Source organism: Ruegeria arenilitoris (assembly GCF_013030985.1).
Taxonomy (GTDB): domain Bacteria; phylum Pseudomonadota; class Alphaproteobacteria; order Rhodobacterales; family Rhodobacteraceae; genus Ruegeria; species Ruegeria arenilitoris_B.
Window position 1 is genome coordinate 166,240 of the sequence record NZ_WPYP01000001.1, and the last position, 14,884, is coordinate 181,123.

General features: G+C 59.8%; 14 protein-coding genes. 9 read left to right on the plus strand and 5 right to left on the minus strand.

The features are described 5' to 3' along the window. Window positions 1-13: 13 nt before the first annotated feature. From GOX88_RS00850 to GOX88_RS00875, 6 genes are all read left to right on the plus strand, one after another. Window positions 14-622, plus strand: a complete 609-nt coding sequence (locus GOX88_RS00850) for a tetratricopeptide repeat protein (RefSeq protein WP_170397906.1) — start codon at window positions 14-16, stop codon at window positions 620-622. A 22-nt stretch (window positions 623-644) separates the two neighbouring features. Next, on the plus strand, window positions 645-3,476 hold the full coding sequence (locus GOX88_RS00855; RefSeq protein WP_170397908.1) for a helicase-related protein: 2,832 nt from the start codon (window positions 645-647) through the stop codon (window positions 3,474-3,476). Between the two features lie 6 nt (window positions 3,477-3,482). After that, a complete protein-coding gene (locus GOX88_RS00860; protein ID WP_170397910.1) occupies window positions 3,483-3,848 on the plus strand; it encodes an RNA-binding S4 domain-containing protein in 366 nt (121 codons plus the stop codon). A gap of 66 nt (window positions 3,849-3,914) precedes the next feature. After that, window positions 3,915-4,253: a ferredoxin FdxA gene (gene fdxA / locus GOX88_RS00865; RefSeq protein ID WP_170324594.1), complete on the plus strand. Its 339-nt coding sequence runs from the start codon at window positions 3,915-3,917 to the stop codon at window positions 4,251-4,253. A gap of 285 nt (window positions 4,254-4,538) precedes the next feature. Continuing rightward, on the plus strand, window positions 4,539-5,048 hold the full coding sequence (locus GOX88_RS00870; RefSeq protein ID WP_170381457.1) for a CarD family transcriptional regulator: 510 nt from the start codon (window positions 4,539-4,541) through the stop codon (window positions 5,046-5,048). A gap of 112 nt (window positions 5,049-5,160) precedes the next feature. Next, window positions 5,161-5,931 carry a potassium channel family protein gene (locus tag GOX88_RS00875; protein WP_170397913.1) on the plus strand — a complete coding sequence of 257 codons (771 nt, stop codon included), beginning with the start codon at window positions 5,161-5,163 and terminating at the stop codon, window positions 5,929-5,931. Here GOX88_RS00875 and cobS read toward each other — a convergent pair. Beyond that, window positions 5,928-6,692, minus strand: coding sequence for an adenosylcobinamide-GDP ribazoletransferase (gene cobS / locus GOX88_RS00880; protein WP_170397916.1), 765 nt, complete (start codon window positions 6,690-6,692; stop codon window positions 5,928-5,930). The genes GOX88_RS00875 and cobS overlap by 4 nt on opposite strands. A gap of 79 nt (window positions 6,693-6,771) precedes the next feature. Here cobS and cobT point away from each other — a divergent pair, with 79 nt between their 5' ends. Further along, on the plus strand, window positions 6,772-7,785 hold the full coding sequence (gene cobT, locus GOX88_RS00885; protein WP_170397918.1) for a nicotinate-nucleotide--dimethylbenzimidazole phosphoribosyltransferase: 1,014 nt from the start codon (window positions 6,772-6,774) through the stop codon (window positions 7,783-7,785). A 28-nt stretch (window positions 7,786-7,813) separates the two neighbouring features. Here the strand turns inward: cobT and GOX88_RS00890 are convergent, their stop codons facing one another. Together GOX88_RS00890 and GOX88_RS00895 are read right to left on the minus strand one after the other, a co-directional pair. Further along, complete coding sequence (locus tag GOX88_RS00890; RefSeq protein ID WP_170397922.1) at window positions 7,814-9,694, minus strand: monovalent cation:proton antiporter-2 (CPA2) family protein; 1,881 nt, start codon at window positions 9,692-9,694, stop codon at window positions 7,814-7,816. A gap of 19 nt (window positions 9,695-9,713) precedes the next feature. After that, on the minus strand, window positions 9,714-10,169 hold the full coding sequence (locus GOX88_RS00895) for an Lrp/AsnC family transcriptional regulator (protein ID WP_170397924.1): 456 nt from the start codon (window positions 10,167-10,169) through the stop codon (window positions 9,714-9,716). Between the two features lie 147 nt (window positions 10,170-10,316). On the opposite strand from GOX88_RS00895, the gene hppD reads away from it, so the two are divergent. After that, window positions 10,317-11,414 (plus strand): 4-hydroxyphenylpyruvate dioxygenase, encoded by a 1,098-nt coding sequence (gene hppD, locus GOX88_RS00900; RefSeq protein ID WP_170397928.1) that lies wholly within the window; start codon window positions 10,317-10,319, stop codon window positions 11,412-11,414. A gap of 33 nt (window positions 11,415-11,447) precedes the next feature. Here the strand turns inward: hppD and GOX88_RS00905 are convergent, their stop codons facing one another. Next, window positions 11,448-13,307 (minus strand): hypothetical protein, encoded by a 1,860-nt coding sequence (locus tag GOX88_RS00905; RefSeq protein ID WP_170397931.1) that lies wholly within the window; start codon window positions 13,305-13,307, stop codon window positions 11,448-11,450. 164 nt (window positions 13,308-13,471) lie between these two features. Here GOX88_RS00905 and GOX88_RS00910 point away from each other — a divergent pair, with 164 nt between their 5' ends. Continuing rightward, a complete protein-coding gene (locus GOX88_RS00910) occupies window positions 13,472-14,167 on the plus strand; it encodes an SIMPL domain-containing protein (RefSeq protein ID WP_170397933.1) in 696 nt (231 codons plus the stop codon). On the opposite strand, the gene GOX88_RS00915 is transcribed toward GOX88_RS00910, so the two are convergent. Next, window positions 14,123-14,881, minus strand: coding sequence for a GNAT family N-acetyltransferase (locus GOX88_RS00915; RefSeq protein WP_170397936.1), 759 nt, complete (start codon window positions 14,879-14,881; stop codon window positions 14,123-14,125). The two genes, GOX88_RS00910 and GOX88_RS00915, sit on opposite strands and share 45 nt — an antisense overlap. Window positions 14,882-14,884 lie beyond the last annotated feature (3 nt).

Sequence of the window (14,884 nt, forward strand, 5' to 3'; positions counted from 1 at the left end):
TTGTGCGCCGTGAATGGACATCCCCGGTCGCAACGCTACACTGAACATTGTTATGGGCATTGCAATAAACAATCTCAAAGGTACCGTTGCGGCATTTTTTGTCACGGTCATGTTTTCCACCAGTTCCGCCGCGCAACAAGCGGACCTGCGGGATGAGGCCGCCTTGCTGCAGCAACTGGCGCAGGCCACGCCGGAACAGGCGATCGGATTGGACCGGCAGCTCAAGGCGCTGTGGTCGCAGTCGGGCTCGGCCTCGGCGGATTTGCTGTTGGAGCGCGGCCGCGAGGCGCTTGAGGACGGCGATACACTGGCTGCCATCGAACATCTGACGGCATTGACCGATCACGCGCCCGGCTTTGCCGAAGGGTGGCACTTGCGGGCTTCGGCGTTTTTCGGAATGGATCGCTTTGGCATGGCCGCAGCCGATCTGGAACACGCGTTGACGTTGAACCCGAATAATTACGAGGCGATCTTTGGGCTGGGCCTGATCTTTGAGATCATCGAACAGCCCGACAAGGCACTGGACGCCTATGAGCGCGCGCTGGCTATACATCCGCATCATGAAGAAGTAACCAATGCCGTGAATCGACTAAAGCCTCAGGTCGAGGGCTCGACCCTCTAGAGAGACGGGGCAGGGGGCAAAGGTGAGCGGGTCATCCCGAATTGTGGCCGTACTCGGCCCGACCAACACAGGTAAAACCCATTACGCGATCGAGCGGATGCTTGGGTACCGGACCGGTGTGATCGGTCTGCCGCTGCGTCTGCTGGCGCGCGAGGTTTATGACAAGATCGTTGCGATCCGCGGCCCTTCGGTCGTGGCGTTGGTCACGGGCGAAGAACGCATTGTTCCGCCACGCACCCAGTATTGGGTCTGTACCGTCGAGGCGATGCCCGAAGGCATGGGCGCGGATTTCGTGGCCATCGACGAGATCCAACTCTGCGCCGATCCCGAACGCGGCCATGTCTTCACTGACAGGCTGTTGCGGTCACGCGGCACCAATGAGACGCTGTTTCTGGGATCAGACACCATGCGCGGCTCCATCGCGGCGCTGGTGCCCGAGGCACAGTTCGTCCGGCGCGAACGCATGTCTCAGTTGGTCTATGCGGGGTCGAAAAAGATCAGTCGGATGCCGCCCCGCAGCGCCATCGTGGGGTTCTCGGTCGACAGCGTCTATGCCATCGCCGAGCTGCTGCGCCGTCAAAAGGGTGGCGCAGCAGTTGTCATGGGCGCGCTCAGCCCGCGCACGCGGAACGCACAGGTCGAACTGTATCAGAACGGTGAGGTGGACTATCTGGTGGCCACCGACGCCATTGGGATGGGGCTGAACCTGGATGTGAACCACGTGGCCTTTTCGTCCCTCAGCAAGTTCGACGGCCGCCGAATGCGTCCGCTTGCGCCCAACGAACTGGCTCAGATCGCGGGGCGAGCGGGACGCGGCATGTCTGATGGCACCTTCGGCGTGACCGGAGAGGCCCCGCCACTGGATGAAGGCGTGGCGCAGGCCATCATGGACAGCCGGTTCACGCCGATGAAAAAGCTGAACTGGCGGAATGCCGCCCTGCGGTTCGGATCGGTTGAGGCGCTGATCGACGCGCTTGAGGTCAGTCCGAATGACGAACATCTGATCAAAGCGCGGCCTGCGGATGACCTGAACGTGCTGAAATCACTGTCGCAGGTGACCGAAGTTGTGGCCCGCGCCAGTGACCCCCAATCCGTCCGTTTGCTGTGGAATGTGTGCCGAATCCCCGATTTTCGCGGCATCAGCCATGCTGAACACGCCAGTCTTCTCGAAGTGATCTATGGTCACCTGCATGAACGCGGTTCGATTCCGGATGATTTCATGGCGCGGCAAATTCGTCGAATTGACCGTACGGACGGGGATATTGATGCGTTGTCCAAAAGGTTGGCATATATTCGCACTTGGACATATGTTGCGCAGCGAAACGGATGGGTGCGTGACGAATCACATTGGCGTGACGAAACGCGCACTGTAGAAGACAGGCTGTCGGACGCATTACATGACCGACTGACGCAAAGATTTGTGGACCGGCGCACATCTGTGTTGCTGCGCCGGCTCAAACAGAAGGAGGCCCTTTTGGCCGAAGTAAATGACAAGGGTGAAGTGACCGTCGAAGGCGAATTCGTCGGTCGTCTGGAAGGGTTCCGGTTTATCCCGGATAAAAGCGCGCAAGGAACCGAGGCGAAAGCTTTGAAATCGGCATCCCTGCAAGCACTCGCGCCGCAATTCCATCTGCGCGCCGATCGCTTCTACAACGCGCCCGATACCGAAATTGATTTCACCGATCAGGGTGGCCTGATGTGGGGCGAATATGCTGTCGGCAAACTGGTTGCCGGGGCAGAGCCTCTCAAGCCGATGGTCGAGGTTTTTGTGGACGAAGCCGCAGGGCCGGAAGTCGAACAGAAAGTGCAGCGTCGTCTGCAGCATTTCATCGACCGCAAGGTTGCCGCGCTGTTCGAACCGCTGCTGAACCTGTCGCGGGACGAGGAACTGTCTGGTCTGGCCAAGGGGTTTGCCTTCCGCATGGTCGAAGCGTTGGGCGTGCTGCCCCGCGCCGGTGTCGCGCAAGAGGTCAAGGATCTGGATCAGGACGCCCGAGGCGCGCTGCGCAAGCACGGCATTCGGTTCGGCCAGTTCACCATCTTCATGCCGCTGCTGTTGAAGCCTGCGCCGACGCGCCTGCGTCTGGTTCTGTGGGCGCTGGCCAACGGCCTGCAGGAATTCCCTGACGCGCCGCCTCCGGGTCTGGTCACCGTACCGGTCGCCAAGGACGCGCCCGAGGGGTACGACACCATGTGCGGCTACCGCGATGCGGGCGAGCGTTCGATCCGGATCGACATGCTGGAGCGTCTGGCCGATATGCTGCGCGCCGAAGACAGCCGGGGTGGGTTTGAAGCCAAGCCTGATATGCTGTCGATCACTGGCATGACTCTGGAACAGTTCGCCGACCTGATGAAGGGGCTGGGCTATAGCGCCGAGCGCGGCGAGCGTGAAAAGGTGAAACCAGCGCCTGTCGCCGCGCCTGATGTAACCCCGACAGAGCAACCCACCGCCGAATCGTCGGAACAACCGTCATCCGAAGAAACGCCGGCGACTGAGGCCGCAACAGAAGAGGCCGCTGCACCCGCCGAGGCGCCAGCCGAGGCCACCGAAAGCACCGAGGTGGCAGCCGAGGCTCCGGCAGCGGAAGAACCCGAGGTCGAAGTCTTCTTCACCTTCACTTGGGGTCGTCAGCGTCAAGCCAACCGAGGCCCGCGTCGTGAACAGCGGCAGGGGCAGGGCAAGGGCAAGCCGCGCGGCAAGCCTCAGGACGGGCGCGGCAAACCGCAGGGTAAGAAGGGGGGCAAGCCGCAAGGCGCCAAGTCCTTCTCGTCCCGGCCGCCCAAGAAGGAAAAGGCGATCGATCCCGATAACCCGTTCGCAGCTGCGCTGATGGGTTTGAAGGACGGTAACTAAACGCCGATGGCCGAGGCCAAACTGCGGATCGACAAATGGCTGTGGCAGGCGCGGTTCTTCAAGACCCGCAGCCTGGCCGCCAAACAGGTTAGCGGCGGCCACGTCCGGCTGAACGGAAACCGGGTCCTGAAACCGGCGCAAGCCGTGGGGCCCGGTGATGTTCTGACTTTCCCGCAGGGTCGCATCGTGCGGGTGGTTCGCGTCGAAAAACTGGGTGAACGCCGTGGTCCGGCCCCCGAGGCGCAGACGCTGTATTTCGACATGACGGAAAAGAAGGACGCGCCTCCCAAGAACCCCGGATTCGAGGGAAAAGGTCGTCCTACCAAGAAAGATCGACGCGCACTTGATCTTTCTCGCACCAAAGAGGGCTGATCCGCCCTTGAAGACGGTATAATACTGGATTAGCTAGACGCCCAAACCGCTAATGGGAATCCGACTATGACCTATGTTGTCACTGAAAACTGCATCGCCTGCAAATACACCGACTGTGTCGAAGTGTGCCCGGTGGACTGTTTCTATGAAGGTGAGAACACGCTGGTCATTCACCCCGACGAATGCATCGACTGCGGCGTGTGCGAACCCGAGTGCCCCGCCGACGCCATCCGCCCCGATACTGAGCCGGGGATGGACCAGTGGGTCGAATTCAACCGGAAGTATTCGGAACAATGGCCGGTGATCGTGACCAAGAAAGACCCGCTGCCCGAAGCCGAGGAACGCGACGGTGAAGAGGGCAAGATGGAGAAATATTTCTCCGAAGCACCCGGCGAAGGCGGTTGAGCGATTCGCTCTCTGAACTTGTTCGTTCAGGTGTAGAAACAGGTTGTATCGCCTTGAAAAGCCAAAGGTTTCACGGCCAAAATGGGGCGTGGCCTTTCGGGCGTCGTAATTTTGTGATATAATCGAAAGCTGAATGTTGAATGAGATGGGGATGTACTCCGTAAGTATGACTGCTTTGGAGTTCTGATTTAGTGACAAACCAGCCAACTGGCGGGGCCGAACAAGGGCTCCGGCGTGGGTGTTTTGTTGTTCCGTATCTCGCTCTGTAACCAAGGATGAACCTGTATGTCTAAGTCGAAAAAGCTTGAGTTCCGCCCGAACGACTATGTTGTTTACCCTGCGCATGGCGTGGGTCAGATCATCTCGATCGAAGAGCAGGAAGTCGCGGGATATTCGCTTGAGCTGTTCGTCATCTCCTTTGAAAAAGACAAGATGACCCTGCGGGTGCCGACCAACAAGGTCACCGAATCCGGTCTGCGGTCGCTCAGCTCGCCCGATGTGATCAGCCAGGCGATGAAAACCCTGAAGGGCAAGGCCAAGGTCAAGCGCGCTATGTGGTCTCGCCGGGCGCAGGAGTATGAGCAAAAGATCAACTCGGGCGATCTGATCTCGATCGCCGAGGTGGTTCGCGACCTGCACCGCACCGACGATCAGCGCGAGCAGAGCTATTCCGAGCGCCAGTTGTACGAAGCCGCGCTTGAACGCCTGACCCGTGAAGTGGCTGCCGTATCCGGCGCTGGCGAGGTTTCGGCTGCCAAGCAGGTGGATGAGGTCCTGACCTCGCGCGCTGCCTGATCGCTGCCAACACAGAATTTTGGGCCGCTCCTGCAGGGGGCGGCCTTTTTCGTCTCTGGTCTTGGTGAATTCAGCGTTTACCGCTAATTTTCCTGTAACCAGAGGCGGATACATGACCGGGATAAAGCAAACCGTAAAGTTTCTGTACGTCGCGCATGAACCGGTTTCGGTCTGGTTCCGCTATGGTCTGATCCTATTCGACGCGGTGTCGATCGTGTTTTTTGTAGCCACGGCAAACATCCCGCATGGTCCGGGGATCACCATTGCCAGCCTGTGCGTCGGGTTTCTTATTCTGCTGGATTTTCTGGCCCGGATGTGGATTGCAAAGGACCGGTGGAAGCTGCTGTGCAAGGTCTACACGCTGGCTGATATCGTTGTGATCGCCTCGTTGCTGCTCGAGCCGTTCTTGCCCGGAAATCTGGCCTTTGTGCGGATTCTGCGTGCGTTGCGTCTGATCCATTCCTATCACCTGCTGCGCGACCTGCGGCGCGACAGTCAGTTTTTTCGGACGCATGAAGACGCGGTCATCGCGGCGATCAACCTGATGGTGTTCGTATTCGCGACCTCGACGGCGGTTCTTGTTTTTTTCATCCCTGACGACAGCAATACCGCCTATATCGATGCGCTGTATTTCACCATGGCGACGCTGACCACAACCGGATTCGGCGATATCACTTTGGCGACTCCGGGCGGTAAGTTGTTTTCGGTGTTCATCATGGTGGTGGGTGTGGCGCTGTTCGTACGGTTGGCGCAGGCGATCTTCATGCCGCAGAAAGTCCGGCACAAATGCCCAAGTTGCGGACTTTACCGCCACGACCCGGATGCCGTGCATTGCAAGCATTGCGGCGAAACCCTGAGGATCGAAACCGGCGGTACGACCTAAAGTGCGGCCACAGTTGTGGCCAGAAAGGCCAGTTCGGCCAGTTGTTGCGTCGCACCCAGAATGTCACCGGTCTGGCCGCCGATTTTGGTCTTCGCGATCTTTGCAAGCACAGCGACGACCAGAGCGGCTATGAGGACGGGTAGGGTGGCTGCGCCCCCCATCAAAAGCGCGGCACAGGCAAGTGCCAAGGCAAAACCGGTTGCAACTGTACCAAAGCGCGGCCCGCCGACCGAATGGCTGAGGCCACTGTTGCGGGCGTTGGGTAGGGTGTTCATCACTACCGGCATGAAGGCGCGCGACACGATGCACGCGGCGAGAAACCCTCCGAAAGCGCCAGCCGTCAGCAGGGCTGCGATCAGGGCGACGCGCATCAATTGGGTGAAGATCAGCGTCAGAACTCCATAAGCTCCGATATGGCTGTCCTTCATGATTTCCAAACGGCGTTCCCGCGTGAATCCGCCCCAAAGCCCGTCTGCCGTGTCGGCCAGCCCGTCTTCGTGCATGGCACCGGTTGAAATCACTAGCGTGGCGGTAACGAGGACGGCCGCGACCATAGCGGGCAGGCCCAATGCCATCGAAACCCAACCAACGGCGCAAGCCAGCAGGCCCACCACCAGCCCGACCACGGGGAAAGCCCAGGCGGAATCGGCCTGGCGCGCAAAGACTCTCTCGGGCAGGCGCGGCACCGGCAGGCGCGTCAGCAACACCAGCGAAAGTGGAATATCCCATGCTGAAATCAGGGGGTTGTCGTTTTTATGCACTCCCGCGCCTCTCCGGGTCTTGTTGGATCGAACGCTTCGGTTAAACACACAGCACCACTCTGATGCAACGAGGCTTTCGATGCTACCCGAACTTAATGACCTGAAAACACTCCGTGATGCTCTGGCGCAAGCGCCTGGTCCTGACGATGCCGCGCTGGCAGGCGCAACTGACCGCAACGGGCAGTTGACCAAACCGCCAGGCGCGTTGGGGAGGCTCGAGGACCTGGCGATCTGGTACGCGGGATGGCGTGGAGATGCCCGTCCGCAGATCACCGCGCCTCAGGTGATTGTGTTTGCCGGTAACCACGGTGTCACGGCGCAGGGCGTTTCTGCCTTCCCGCCGGAAGTCACCGTGCAGATGGTGATGAACTTTGAACATGGTGGCGCCGCGATCAACCAGTTGGCTAAGGCGGCTGGTGCCACGATGGATGTACACGCGCTGGATCTGGACACGCCCACCGCCGATTTCACCGCAGGCCCGGCCATGTCCGAAGACGAGTTGTTGCAGGCGCTGCGCACCGGTTGGAACGCCGTTGATCCCAAGGCGGACCTGCTGGTTGTCGGAGAGATGGGGATCGGTAACACCACTCCGACCGCGGCAATCGCTTGCGCCCTTTTCGGCGGGGACGCCGCCGACTGGACCGGGCGGGGCACCGGTGTGGATGACGCCGGACTGATCAACAAAACCCGCGTCGTGGCCGAAGGTGTGGCCCTGCACGCAGCCTCAGGTGACGGGCTGGACATTCTGCGCTGCCTAGGCGGGCGCGAGATTGCCGCCATGGCTGGTGCCATCGCCGCTGCGCGTGTTCTGCGCATTCCGGTCATCCTGGACGGTTTCATCTGCTCGGCGGCTGCGGCCTGTCTGGCGAATGTCTCCGCAGGGGCTTTGGATCACGCCGTTGCCGGGCACCAGAGCGCAGAAGGCGCACATGGCGCTGTGCTGGAGAAACTTGGCAAGGAACCGTTGCTGAACCTCGGCCTGCGACTGGGTGAAGGCTCGGGTGGGGCGCTGGCGATCAACATTCTGAAAAGCGCGGTGGCCTGCCATTCAGGCATGGCCACCTTTGCCGAGGCCGGAGTTTCTGACGGCTGAGCCCATTGGCCTGACCGGTTCGCCCCGGTCAGGCCGATTTTTTGGCGTGCTTTTCGGCCAGTTCCAAAAGCTCGGTTTCCAGGTCTTTCTCGAACTGCTGCGCGCGTTCGATGTATTTCTTGTTTTCCGCCGTCGGCATACCGGGGATCCACAGCTCGGCCAGTTCTCGGATCGATGTGCGGTCGTGGTGGTAGAATGTCTGCTCGGCTTGTGCGGCCTCATATTCGCTGAGACCGATATTCTCGAGCACATAACGCCCGGCCCGAAGTGAACTGTCGAACATCTCGCGCACGATATCGTTCGCGCCCGCCTGATACAGCTCGTACACATGGGTGCGGTCATGGGCGCGGGCGATGATGTGCAGGTCCGGGCGCTGACGCCGGGCAAAGCTGACGATCCTGGTCACCTGTTTGCGATCATCCATCGCGGCGACAAGCACGGCCGCTTTCTCAAGCCCGGCAGCGCGCAGCAACTCGGGCCGGGTCGGATCGCCCAGAAACCCTTTGACGCCAAAACGGCGCATCAGCTGGATCGTGTCGATATCATGGTCCAGAACGATGGTTTTAAAGCCGCTGGCGCGCACCAGACGGTTCACGATCTGACCAAAGCGGCCGATACCGGCGATGATCACGGGCCCTTGCTCGTCGATTTTATCCGGTTCCGGTTGCGGCCCGCTGTCCCGAATCCGGCGGGAGAGCAGATCATAGATGATGAACAGCAGCGGCGTGATCAGCATGGTCAGCGCGATGATCATCAGCAGTTTTTGCGACAGATCGGACGGGATTACATTCTGCTGGGTCGAAAAGGCCAGCAGGACAAAGCCGAACTCGCCCGCCTGCGCGAGGCCCAGAGTGAACAGCCAGTGATCCCGACCACGCAGCTTGAAAGCGCGTCCGACGAGGAACAGAATGATCCCTTTGAACAGAATAACCAGAAGGGCCAATCCGAACAGTTCGAGCGGATCATTGAAGAAATAGGCGACATCAATCCCGGCACCGACGGTGATGAAGAACAGACCCAGGAACAGGCCCTTGAACGGCTCAAGGTCGCTTTCCATCTCATGCCGGAATTCCGAGCTGGCCAGAACAACGCCCGCCAGAAAGGCGCCCAAAGCAGGAGACAGGCCAACAAGTGTCATCAGGAAGGAAATCCCAACCACGATCATCAGCGCCAGCGCCGTATACATCTCGCGCAGTCGGGTGGCGTGGATAAAGCGAAACAGTGGTCGCGTCAGGTAGACGCCCGCAAGAATCACAAACGCGATTGCACCGATGGTGACCAGCGTTACGGCCCAGCCCGGCAGGCCTTCGACCAGAGACAGGCTGTGATGGCCCGCATCATGCAGGTCTTTCACGCCCCGGTCGATCGACCCGTCGCTTTGCAGATGCGGTATGGAAGGCAGCGCCAATAGTGGCAGCAGCGCCAGAATGGGGATCACCGCGATGTCCTGCGTCAGCAGCACCGAAAACGTGGCGCGGCCACCATTGGTCTGCATCAGGCCCTTTTCCGATAGCGTTTGCAGCACGATCGCGGTTGAGGAGAGCGACAAGGTCAACCCGACCGCCAGCGCGACCGACCAAGGGTGGTTTGCATACATCGCGACGCAGGCGATGGCAGCCGTCGACAAGCCGACCTGCAGACCACCCAATCCCAGCAGCCTGTCCCGCATATCCCACAACGCGCGGGGTTCCAGTTCCAGCCCGATCAGGAACAGCATCATGACCACGCCGAACTCGGCCACGTGCTGCAGGCTTTCGGTTTCTGCACCGACCAGGCCGAATACGGGGCCGATGACGATACCGGCGGCCAGATACCCCAACACGGACCCCAACCCCAGACGTGCCGACAGGGGCACGGCGATCACGGCAGCTGCCAGATAGATCGAGGCCTGGTAGAGGAAATCGTCCATGTCGGTCCTTTCGGTCAGGTCAGGTGGGCAAGGGGGCGTCGCGCTTGAGCTGGTCCATCACGATCTGGCTTTGCACCCGCGCGACCGCAGGATGCGGCAGTATCACCTGATGAAGCAAGCTGTTGAGCGCAGATAGATCGTCACAATAGACGCGCAAGAGGTAATCCGCCTCACCGGTCATCGTCCAGGCGCTGGTGATCTCGGGGCGCGAGTGAACCATGCGGGCGAAACTTTCCGATTGTTCGGGGCCATGGGTGCCCAGATGCACCTGAATGAATCCCTGCACGTGCAACCCCAGCTTCAGCGCGTCCAACCGCGCGGTATATCCGGTGATGTAGCCCTCGGCCTCCAGCCTTTGCCGCCGCCGCCCGGCCTGACTGGGCGACAGGTTCAACATCTCCCCCAGTTGATGCGCGGTCAGATGGGCGTCTTTCTGCAGGGCGGACAGCAGGCGCGTGTCTGTGGCATCCAGCATATGCGGACTTTCTTCGTTAAAGCTCGAAATGGTGCGGCTTTTGCGCGTTTTTTATCAGGTTACACGAAAACAACGCGCAGAAACAGCGCTGATTAATGCGTATTTTGGAATCAGCAAAGAAATTCCTGTTTTAAAAGGAGGTGCGCCATGGGCCCTTTCCCTCATAACGCCCCGAAATCTGTCATCAGCAAGGAAAACCCGGTCGGAACCGACGGGTTTGAGTTTGTGGAATTTGCGCATCCTGAACCGCAGGAGTTGCGCGATCTGTTCGCCAGAATGGGATTTGAGCACGTCGGCTACCACACGGATAGGCCAGCGGTAGAGCTTTGGCAGCAAGGCGACGTGACCTACATCCTGAATGCCGACCCCGAGAGCTTTGCCGCGCGCTTTGTCGAGGAACACGGGCCCTGCGCTTCGGCCATGGGCTGGCGTGTTGTGGATGCGCAAAAAGCCTATGACCACGCGATTGCCAAAGGCGCCGAACCCTATGACGCGGCGGACAAGACCATGGATGTACCTGCGATCAAGGGGATCGGAGGCTCGCTGATCTATTTCATCGACCAATACCATGACACGTCGCCCTATAATCACGAATTCACCTGGATCAAACAGTCCAAGCCGCGCGGCGACGGGTTCTATTATCTCGATCACCTGACGCACAACGTCTATCGCGGGAATATGGACAAGTGGTTTCAGTTTTACGAAAGCCTGTTCAACTTCCGCGAAATCCGGTTCTTTGACATTCAGGGCAAATACACCGGCCTTTTCAGCCGCGCCCTGACGTCGCCCTGCGGCCGTATCCGCATTCCGATCAACGAAGATCGTGGCGAAACCGGGCAGATCGTGTCCTACCTGAACAAGTACAAGGGCGAGGGCATCCAACATATCGCGGTAGGCAGCGATGATATTTATGCTTCGACCGATGCGATTGCCGAGAAAGGGTTGAAGTTCATGCCGGGCCCGAACGAGGCTTATTATGATATGTCCAAGGATCGCGTCACCGATCACGAAGAGCCTCTGGACCGGATGATGAAGCACGGCATCCTGATCGACGGCGAGGGCGTTGTAGACGGCGGAGAGACTCGAATCCTGCTGCAAATCTTTTCGAAAACCGTGATCGGGCCGATCTTTTTCGAGTTCATTCAGCGCAAAGGCGATGATGGATTCGGCGAGGGAAACTTTCAGGCCCTGTTCGAATCCATCGAACGTGAGCAGATCGAAAGCGGCGAAATTACAGCAGCTTGAGTGTCTGAGTTAAAGCGGGCGGTTTCGCCCGCTTTAGCCACGCGGCATTTTCAACGTCAGGTTCCGGCCTTTTTTCTGATAGCGCAGTTCGCTGTCTCCGATCGCGATGACCTTACCGCCGTCCAGCCTGTCCCCCACTTTCAGTTTCTTGTAGCGACCGCTGGGTAGCCGCACCAGCGCGCGGCGGTTGGCGGGCGTGCCGTAGACGCCGATCAGGTTCAGTTTGCGTAGGTTCAGCGCATTGTCGATCGTTGCCTGTCGCGCGACCGAGGTCGATGACGGGATTTTGGGGGCTACGGCTTTGGGCTTGAACCCCTCGGTGTCGATCTGACCGATACCGGCAGCCGAACCCAAGCTGGCGGTTTGTGTGCTGGATGAAGGGGCAAGACCGGCAGGGCGCGTTTTAGGACGTGGCACGCGCATCCCGCCCAGCACAACGGGGTCAGGGGTTTCTTCAATCTCTGGCTGTTGCAACGACGCAGGGCGAACTTTGGGGCGCAGCGCCGCCAATTCCTCACGCGATCGCCCGCCCAACTGTTGGCGCTCGAACCGTTCGGCCAGGTCATCGGGGCGCGACTTGGGACGTAACCCGGCCAGCCTGTCAGAGGGCTCTTCTTCCAGGCTTGGTTCCTGCTCGAACCGAAGTGGCGGCGCAGGAGGTGCTTTCGACGGGCGCCCGAGATAGACGGCAATCCCCTCGGGGTTCAACGTCCCCTCGGTACTGGGGATGACCAGCCCGCGGTCATCCAGATCGAACCGGGAACCGGCAACGCTGGGCAGGGCGACCTGATCAAAGGGCATGTCGGTGGCAAAGCTATCGACGGAAGGTTGCGCAATCGCATCTTTGGACAGGTCGGAATTGTCGATGGAGGCCAGATACAGCTCGTCCTCAGGGGTCAGCGCCGGGGGTGTCAAAGGGGCGGGCGTCGTGATCTCGATGACGGGTTGGGCCGGGATGTCCTGCGGTTCGGGTTCACGGTCGACCTCTTCGACCAGCGTAGGTTCCACGTTCAGCGCTTCGAGAATGGCAGCATCCGTGGGGGTTAGGTCAGTGTCTTCGACAGGAGCGGGGTCCGTTTCACGCTCGGCTGTCTCGGTAGGCGGAGCTTCGGGCTCGACCGTGATCTCCGGCGTGGTGTCACTGACCTGAGTGTCAGGTTCTGGCAGAGTGATTTCGCCCTGCGCGGTTTCCGGTTCCTCGCCACCATCCGACGCGATCAGAGCCCACGCCCCCAACGCAACCGCGACGGCCAGCGCAGCGGCTATCGGTACGGCATATCGTTTGAGCAATGCGTCAGTGATCGGCTTAGGAGCCGCGCTGTCGGACGGAGTGCGGAACACATCCGGAGCCGTTGTATCCGCGATGGCATGGACATTTGGCGCTGGGGTTTCACTGTCCTGCGCGGGCGTCAGGCTTTCGCTTTTTTGTTCCGAAAACAGCGGTTCGGACGGGAAATTGGCTCGATCGGTTTCTGCTGTGAACTGAACCGGGATAAATCCGTGTTCGGCAGCGAAATCGCGTGCTTCACCCAGTGTCTGCCTCGCGATGGCCGCTACATGGGTGGTAGTGCCAACCGTTGCAATGTCAAAGACAAGCTCTTCGACCGAGTAGGGTGTCTCATCCGCCAGCGCGGATTGGGCCTGTTTTGCGCTTTCATCCGATTCTTCGGCACCTGTTTCCAACGACAGAAAACGGACCTGATCGGGCGGAATCACAACCTTGCAGTTCAGGTTGTTTTCCAGCGCAAAGGCCTTGTCCCGCAAGGCATGGAGCTGAGCGTTCAGGTCCGGCGCATCCAGCGCAACCTCACCAATGCAGAACCAGTCGCCGTCCGACTGGTGGTGCACAGATATTCCGGTCGCAGAAAAAGACAGCGCAAAGGCGGGTTTCATATTCCCGAGGAACCATAATTGTCAGCATCAATGCAAACGACATCTCGTTCGCAGAGCGACATTAAAGCAGGTTCCCGCCGAGGGAAAGAAAAAGCCGGACATTCCCCTTGTTTGATCGACCCTCACATCCCCATGTTGGTGTCGAAGAAATTGGAGGGAAGACCTTGAAGAAAATCGCTTTTCTGGCCGCGATGATGGCCATGACCGCGGCGGGCATTGCCCATGCGGAAGAACGTCGCATCACGGTGGATGCCGCCGGTACCGTTCAGGCCGCGCCGGACATGGCGACCATCACTCTGGGTGTGACAAACGAAGACCCCGAGGCGTCGAATGCAATGCAGGCGACCTCTGATGCGGTTGCGCAGATTCTGAATCGGCTGGAGGACATGGGCATCGAATCCCGCGATGTGCAGACCCGCGACCTGTCGCTGTCACCGGTTTGGTCCGGTCGCAATAGCCCCAGTGGTGAACGCCCCGAGATTTCGGGGTTTGTTGCATCCAACAATGTACAGGTTCGTGTGCGTGATTTGACCAAACTGGGAACAATCATGGATGCGGTCATTCAGGATGGTGCCAATGATTTCGGCGGGCTGAGCTTTGGCGTGCAGGATCCCGCACCACTGCAGGCAGAGGCACGCGCCAAGGCGGTGGCTGAGGCCACCGCAAAAGCCGAACAACTGGCGCAGGCGGCCAGCGTGACTTTGGGGCAGGTCCAGACGATCAGCGAACAGGTCGGCGGCATTCGTCCCGCGTCTCAGATGCGCGCGATGAGCATGGCCGAGGCGGGTGGCGTTCCAGTGGCTGGGGGCGAGATTTCAGTCTCGGTCAATGTGTCTATGGAATTCGGGATTTCCGACTGATCCAGAGTCTTTGGCGCGGGCCTTCAGCGATTGCCGCTGCTGGCCCGTTTGGTCGAAATTGTCCGGCGACAGCCAGGCCTCGAACGCGGTCTTGATGCGTGGCCATTCACTGTCGAGGATCGAATACCAGGCCGTATCCCGGTTGCGACCTTTATAGTGGGTCGCCTGCCGGAAAATGCCCTCGAAGGTAAATCCCAACCGCTCGGCCGCGCGGCAGGACGCGGCATTCAGTGCATCGCATTTCCACTCGTACCGGCGATAGCCCAATTCTTCGAAAACACGGCGCATCATCAGGTACATGGTCTCGGTCGATTTCGGGCTGCGCTGTAACAGGGGCGAGAAGTGGATGTGCCCAACTTCGATCGCACCCGCTGCGGGTTCAATCCGCAGGAATGAGGCCATGCCCACCGGGATCTCGTTTTCGTCGAGTACCGTGTGGAACATCGGATCGGCATCCATGCAGGTGGCGCGGGCCCATTCCACAAAATCGTGTTCCGATTCGAACGGCCCATAGGGCAGATAGGTCCAATTGCGGCCATCCGTATCATTGGCAAACGCCCGGTAAAGCCCGGGCGCGTGCCGATTCACGTCCAGCGGCACGACAGAACAATACTGGCCCTCCATCGGCGTATAAGGCGGCGTCGGGCGCGGGAAATCGCCCGATACCGGCCTGCCGATTGGCTGACCCAGATCGTTGGTGTCGTGCCCGCTCATCCG

Excerpts from the sequence above, each read along its gene's own strand:
- GOX88_RS00850 (WP_170397906.1), top strand. The coding sequence starts at position 14 with ATGGACATCCCCGGTCGCAACGCTACACTGAACATTGTTATGGGCATT.
- GOX88_RS00860 (WP_170397910.1), top strand. The coding sequence starts at position 3,483 with ATGGCCGAGGCCAAACTGCGGATCGACAAATGGCTGTGGCAGGCGCGG.
- fdxA (WP_170324594.1), top strand. The coding sequence starts at position 3,915 with ATGACCTATGTTGTCACTGAAAACTGCATCGCCTGCAAATACACCGAC.
- GOX88_RS00870 (WP_170381457.1), top strand. The coding sequence starts at position 4,539 with ATGTCTAAGTCGAAAAAGCTTGAGTTCCGCCCGAACGACTATGTTGTT.
- GOX88_RS00875 (WP_170397913.1), top strand. The coding sequence starts at position 5,161 with ATGACCGGGATAAAGCAAACCGTAAAGTTTCTGTACGTCGCGCATGAA.
- cobT (WP_170397918.1), top strand. The coding sequence starts at position 6,772 with ATGCTACCCGAACTTAATGACCTGAAAACACTCCGTGATGCTCTGGCG.
- GOX88_RS00890 (WP_170397922.1), bottom strand. The coding sequence starts at position 9,694 with ATGGACGATTTCCTCTACCAGGCCTCGATCTATCTGGCAGCTGCCGTG.
- GOX88_RS00895 (WP_170397924.1), bottom strand. The coding sequence starts at position 10,169 with ATGCTGGATGCCACAGACACGCGCCTGCTGTCCGCCCTGCAGAAAGAC.
- hppD (WP_170397928.1), top strand. The coding sequence starts at position 10,317 with ATGGGCCCTTTCCCTCATAACGCCCCGAAATCTGTCATCAGCAAGGAA.
- GOX88_RS00905 (WP_170397931.1), bottom strand. The coding sequence starts at position 13,307 with ATGAAACCCGCCTTTGCGCTGTCTTTTTCTGCGACCGGAATATCTGTG.
- GOX88_RS00915 (WP_170397936.1), bottom strand. The coding sequence starts at position 14,881 with ATGAGCGGGCACGACACCAACGATCTGGGTCAGCCAATCGGCAGGCCG.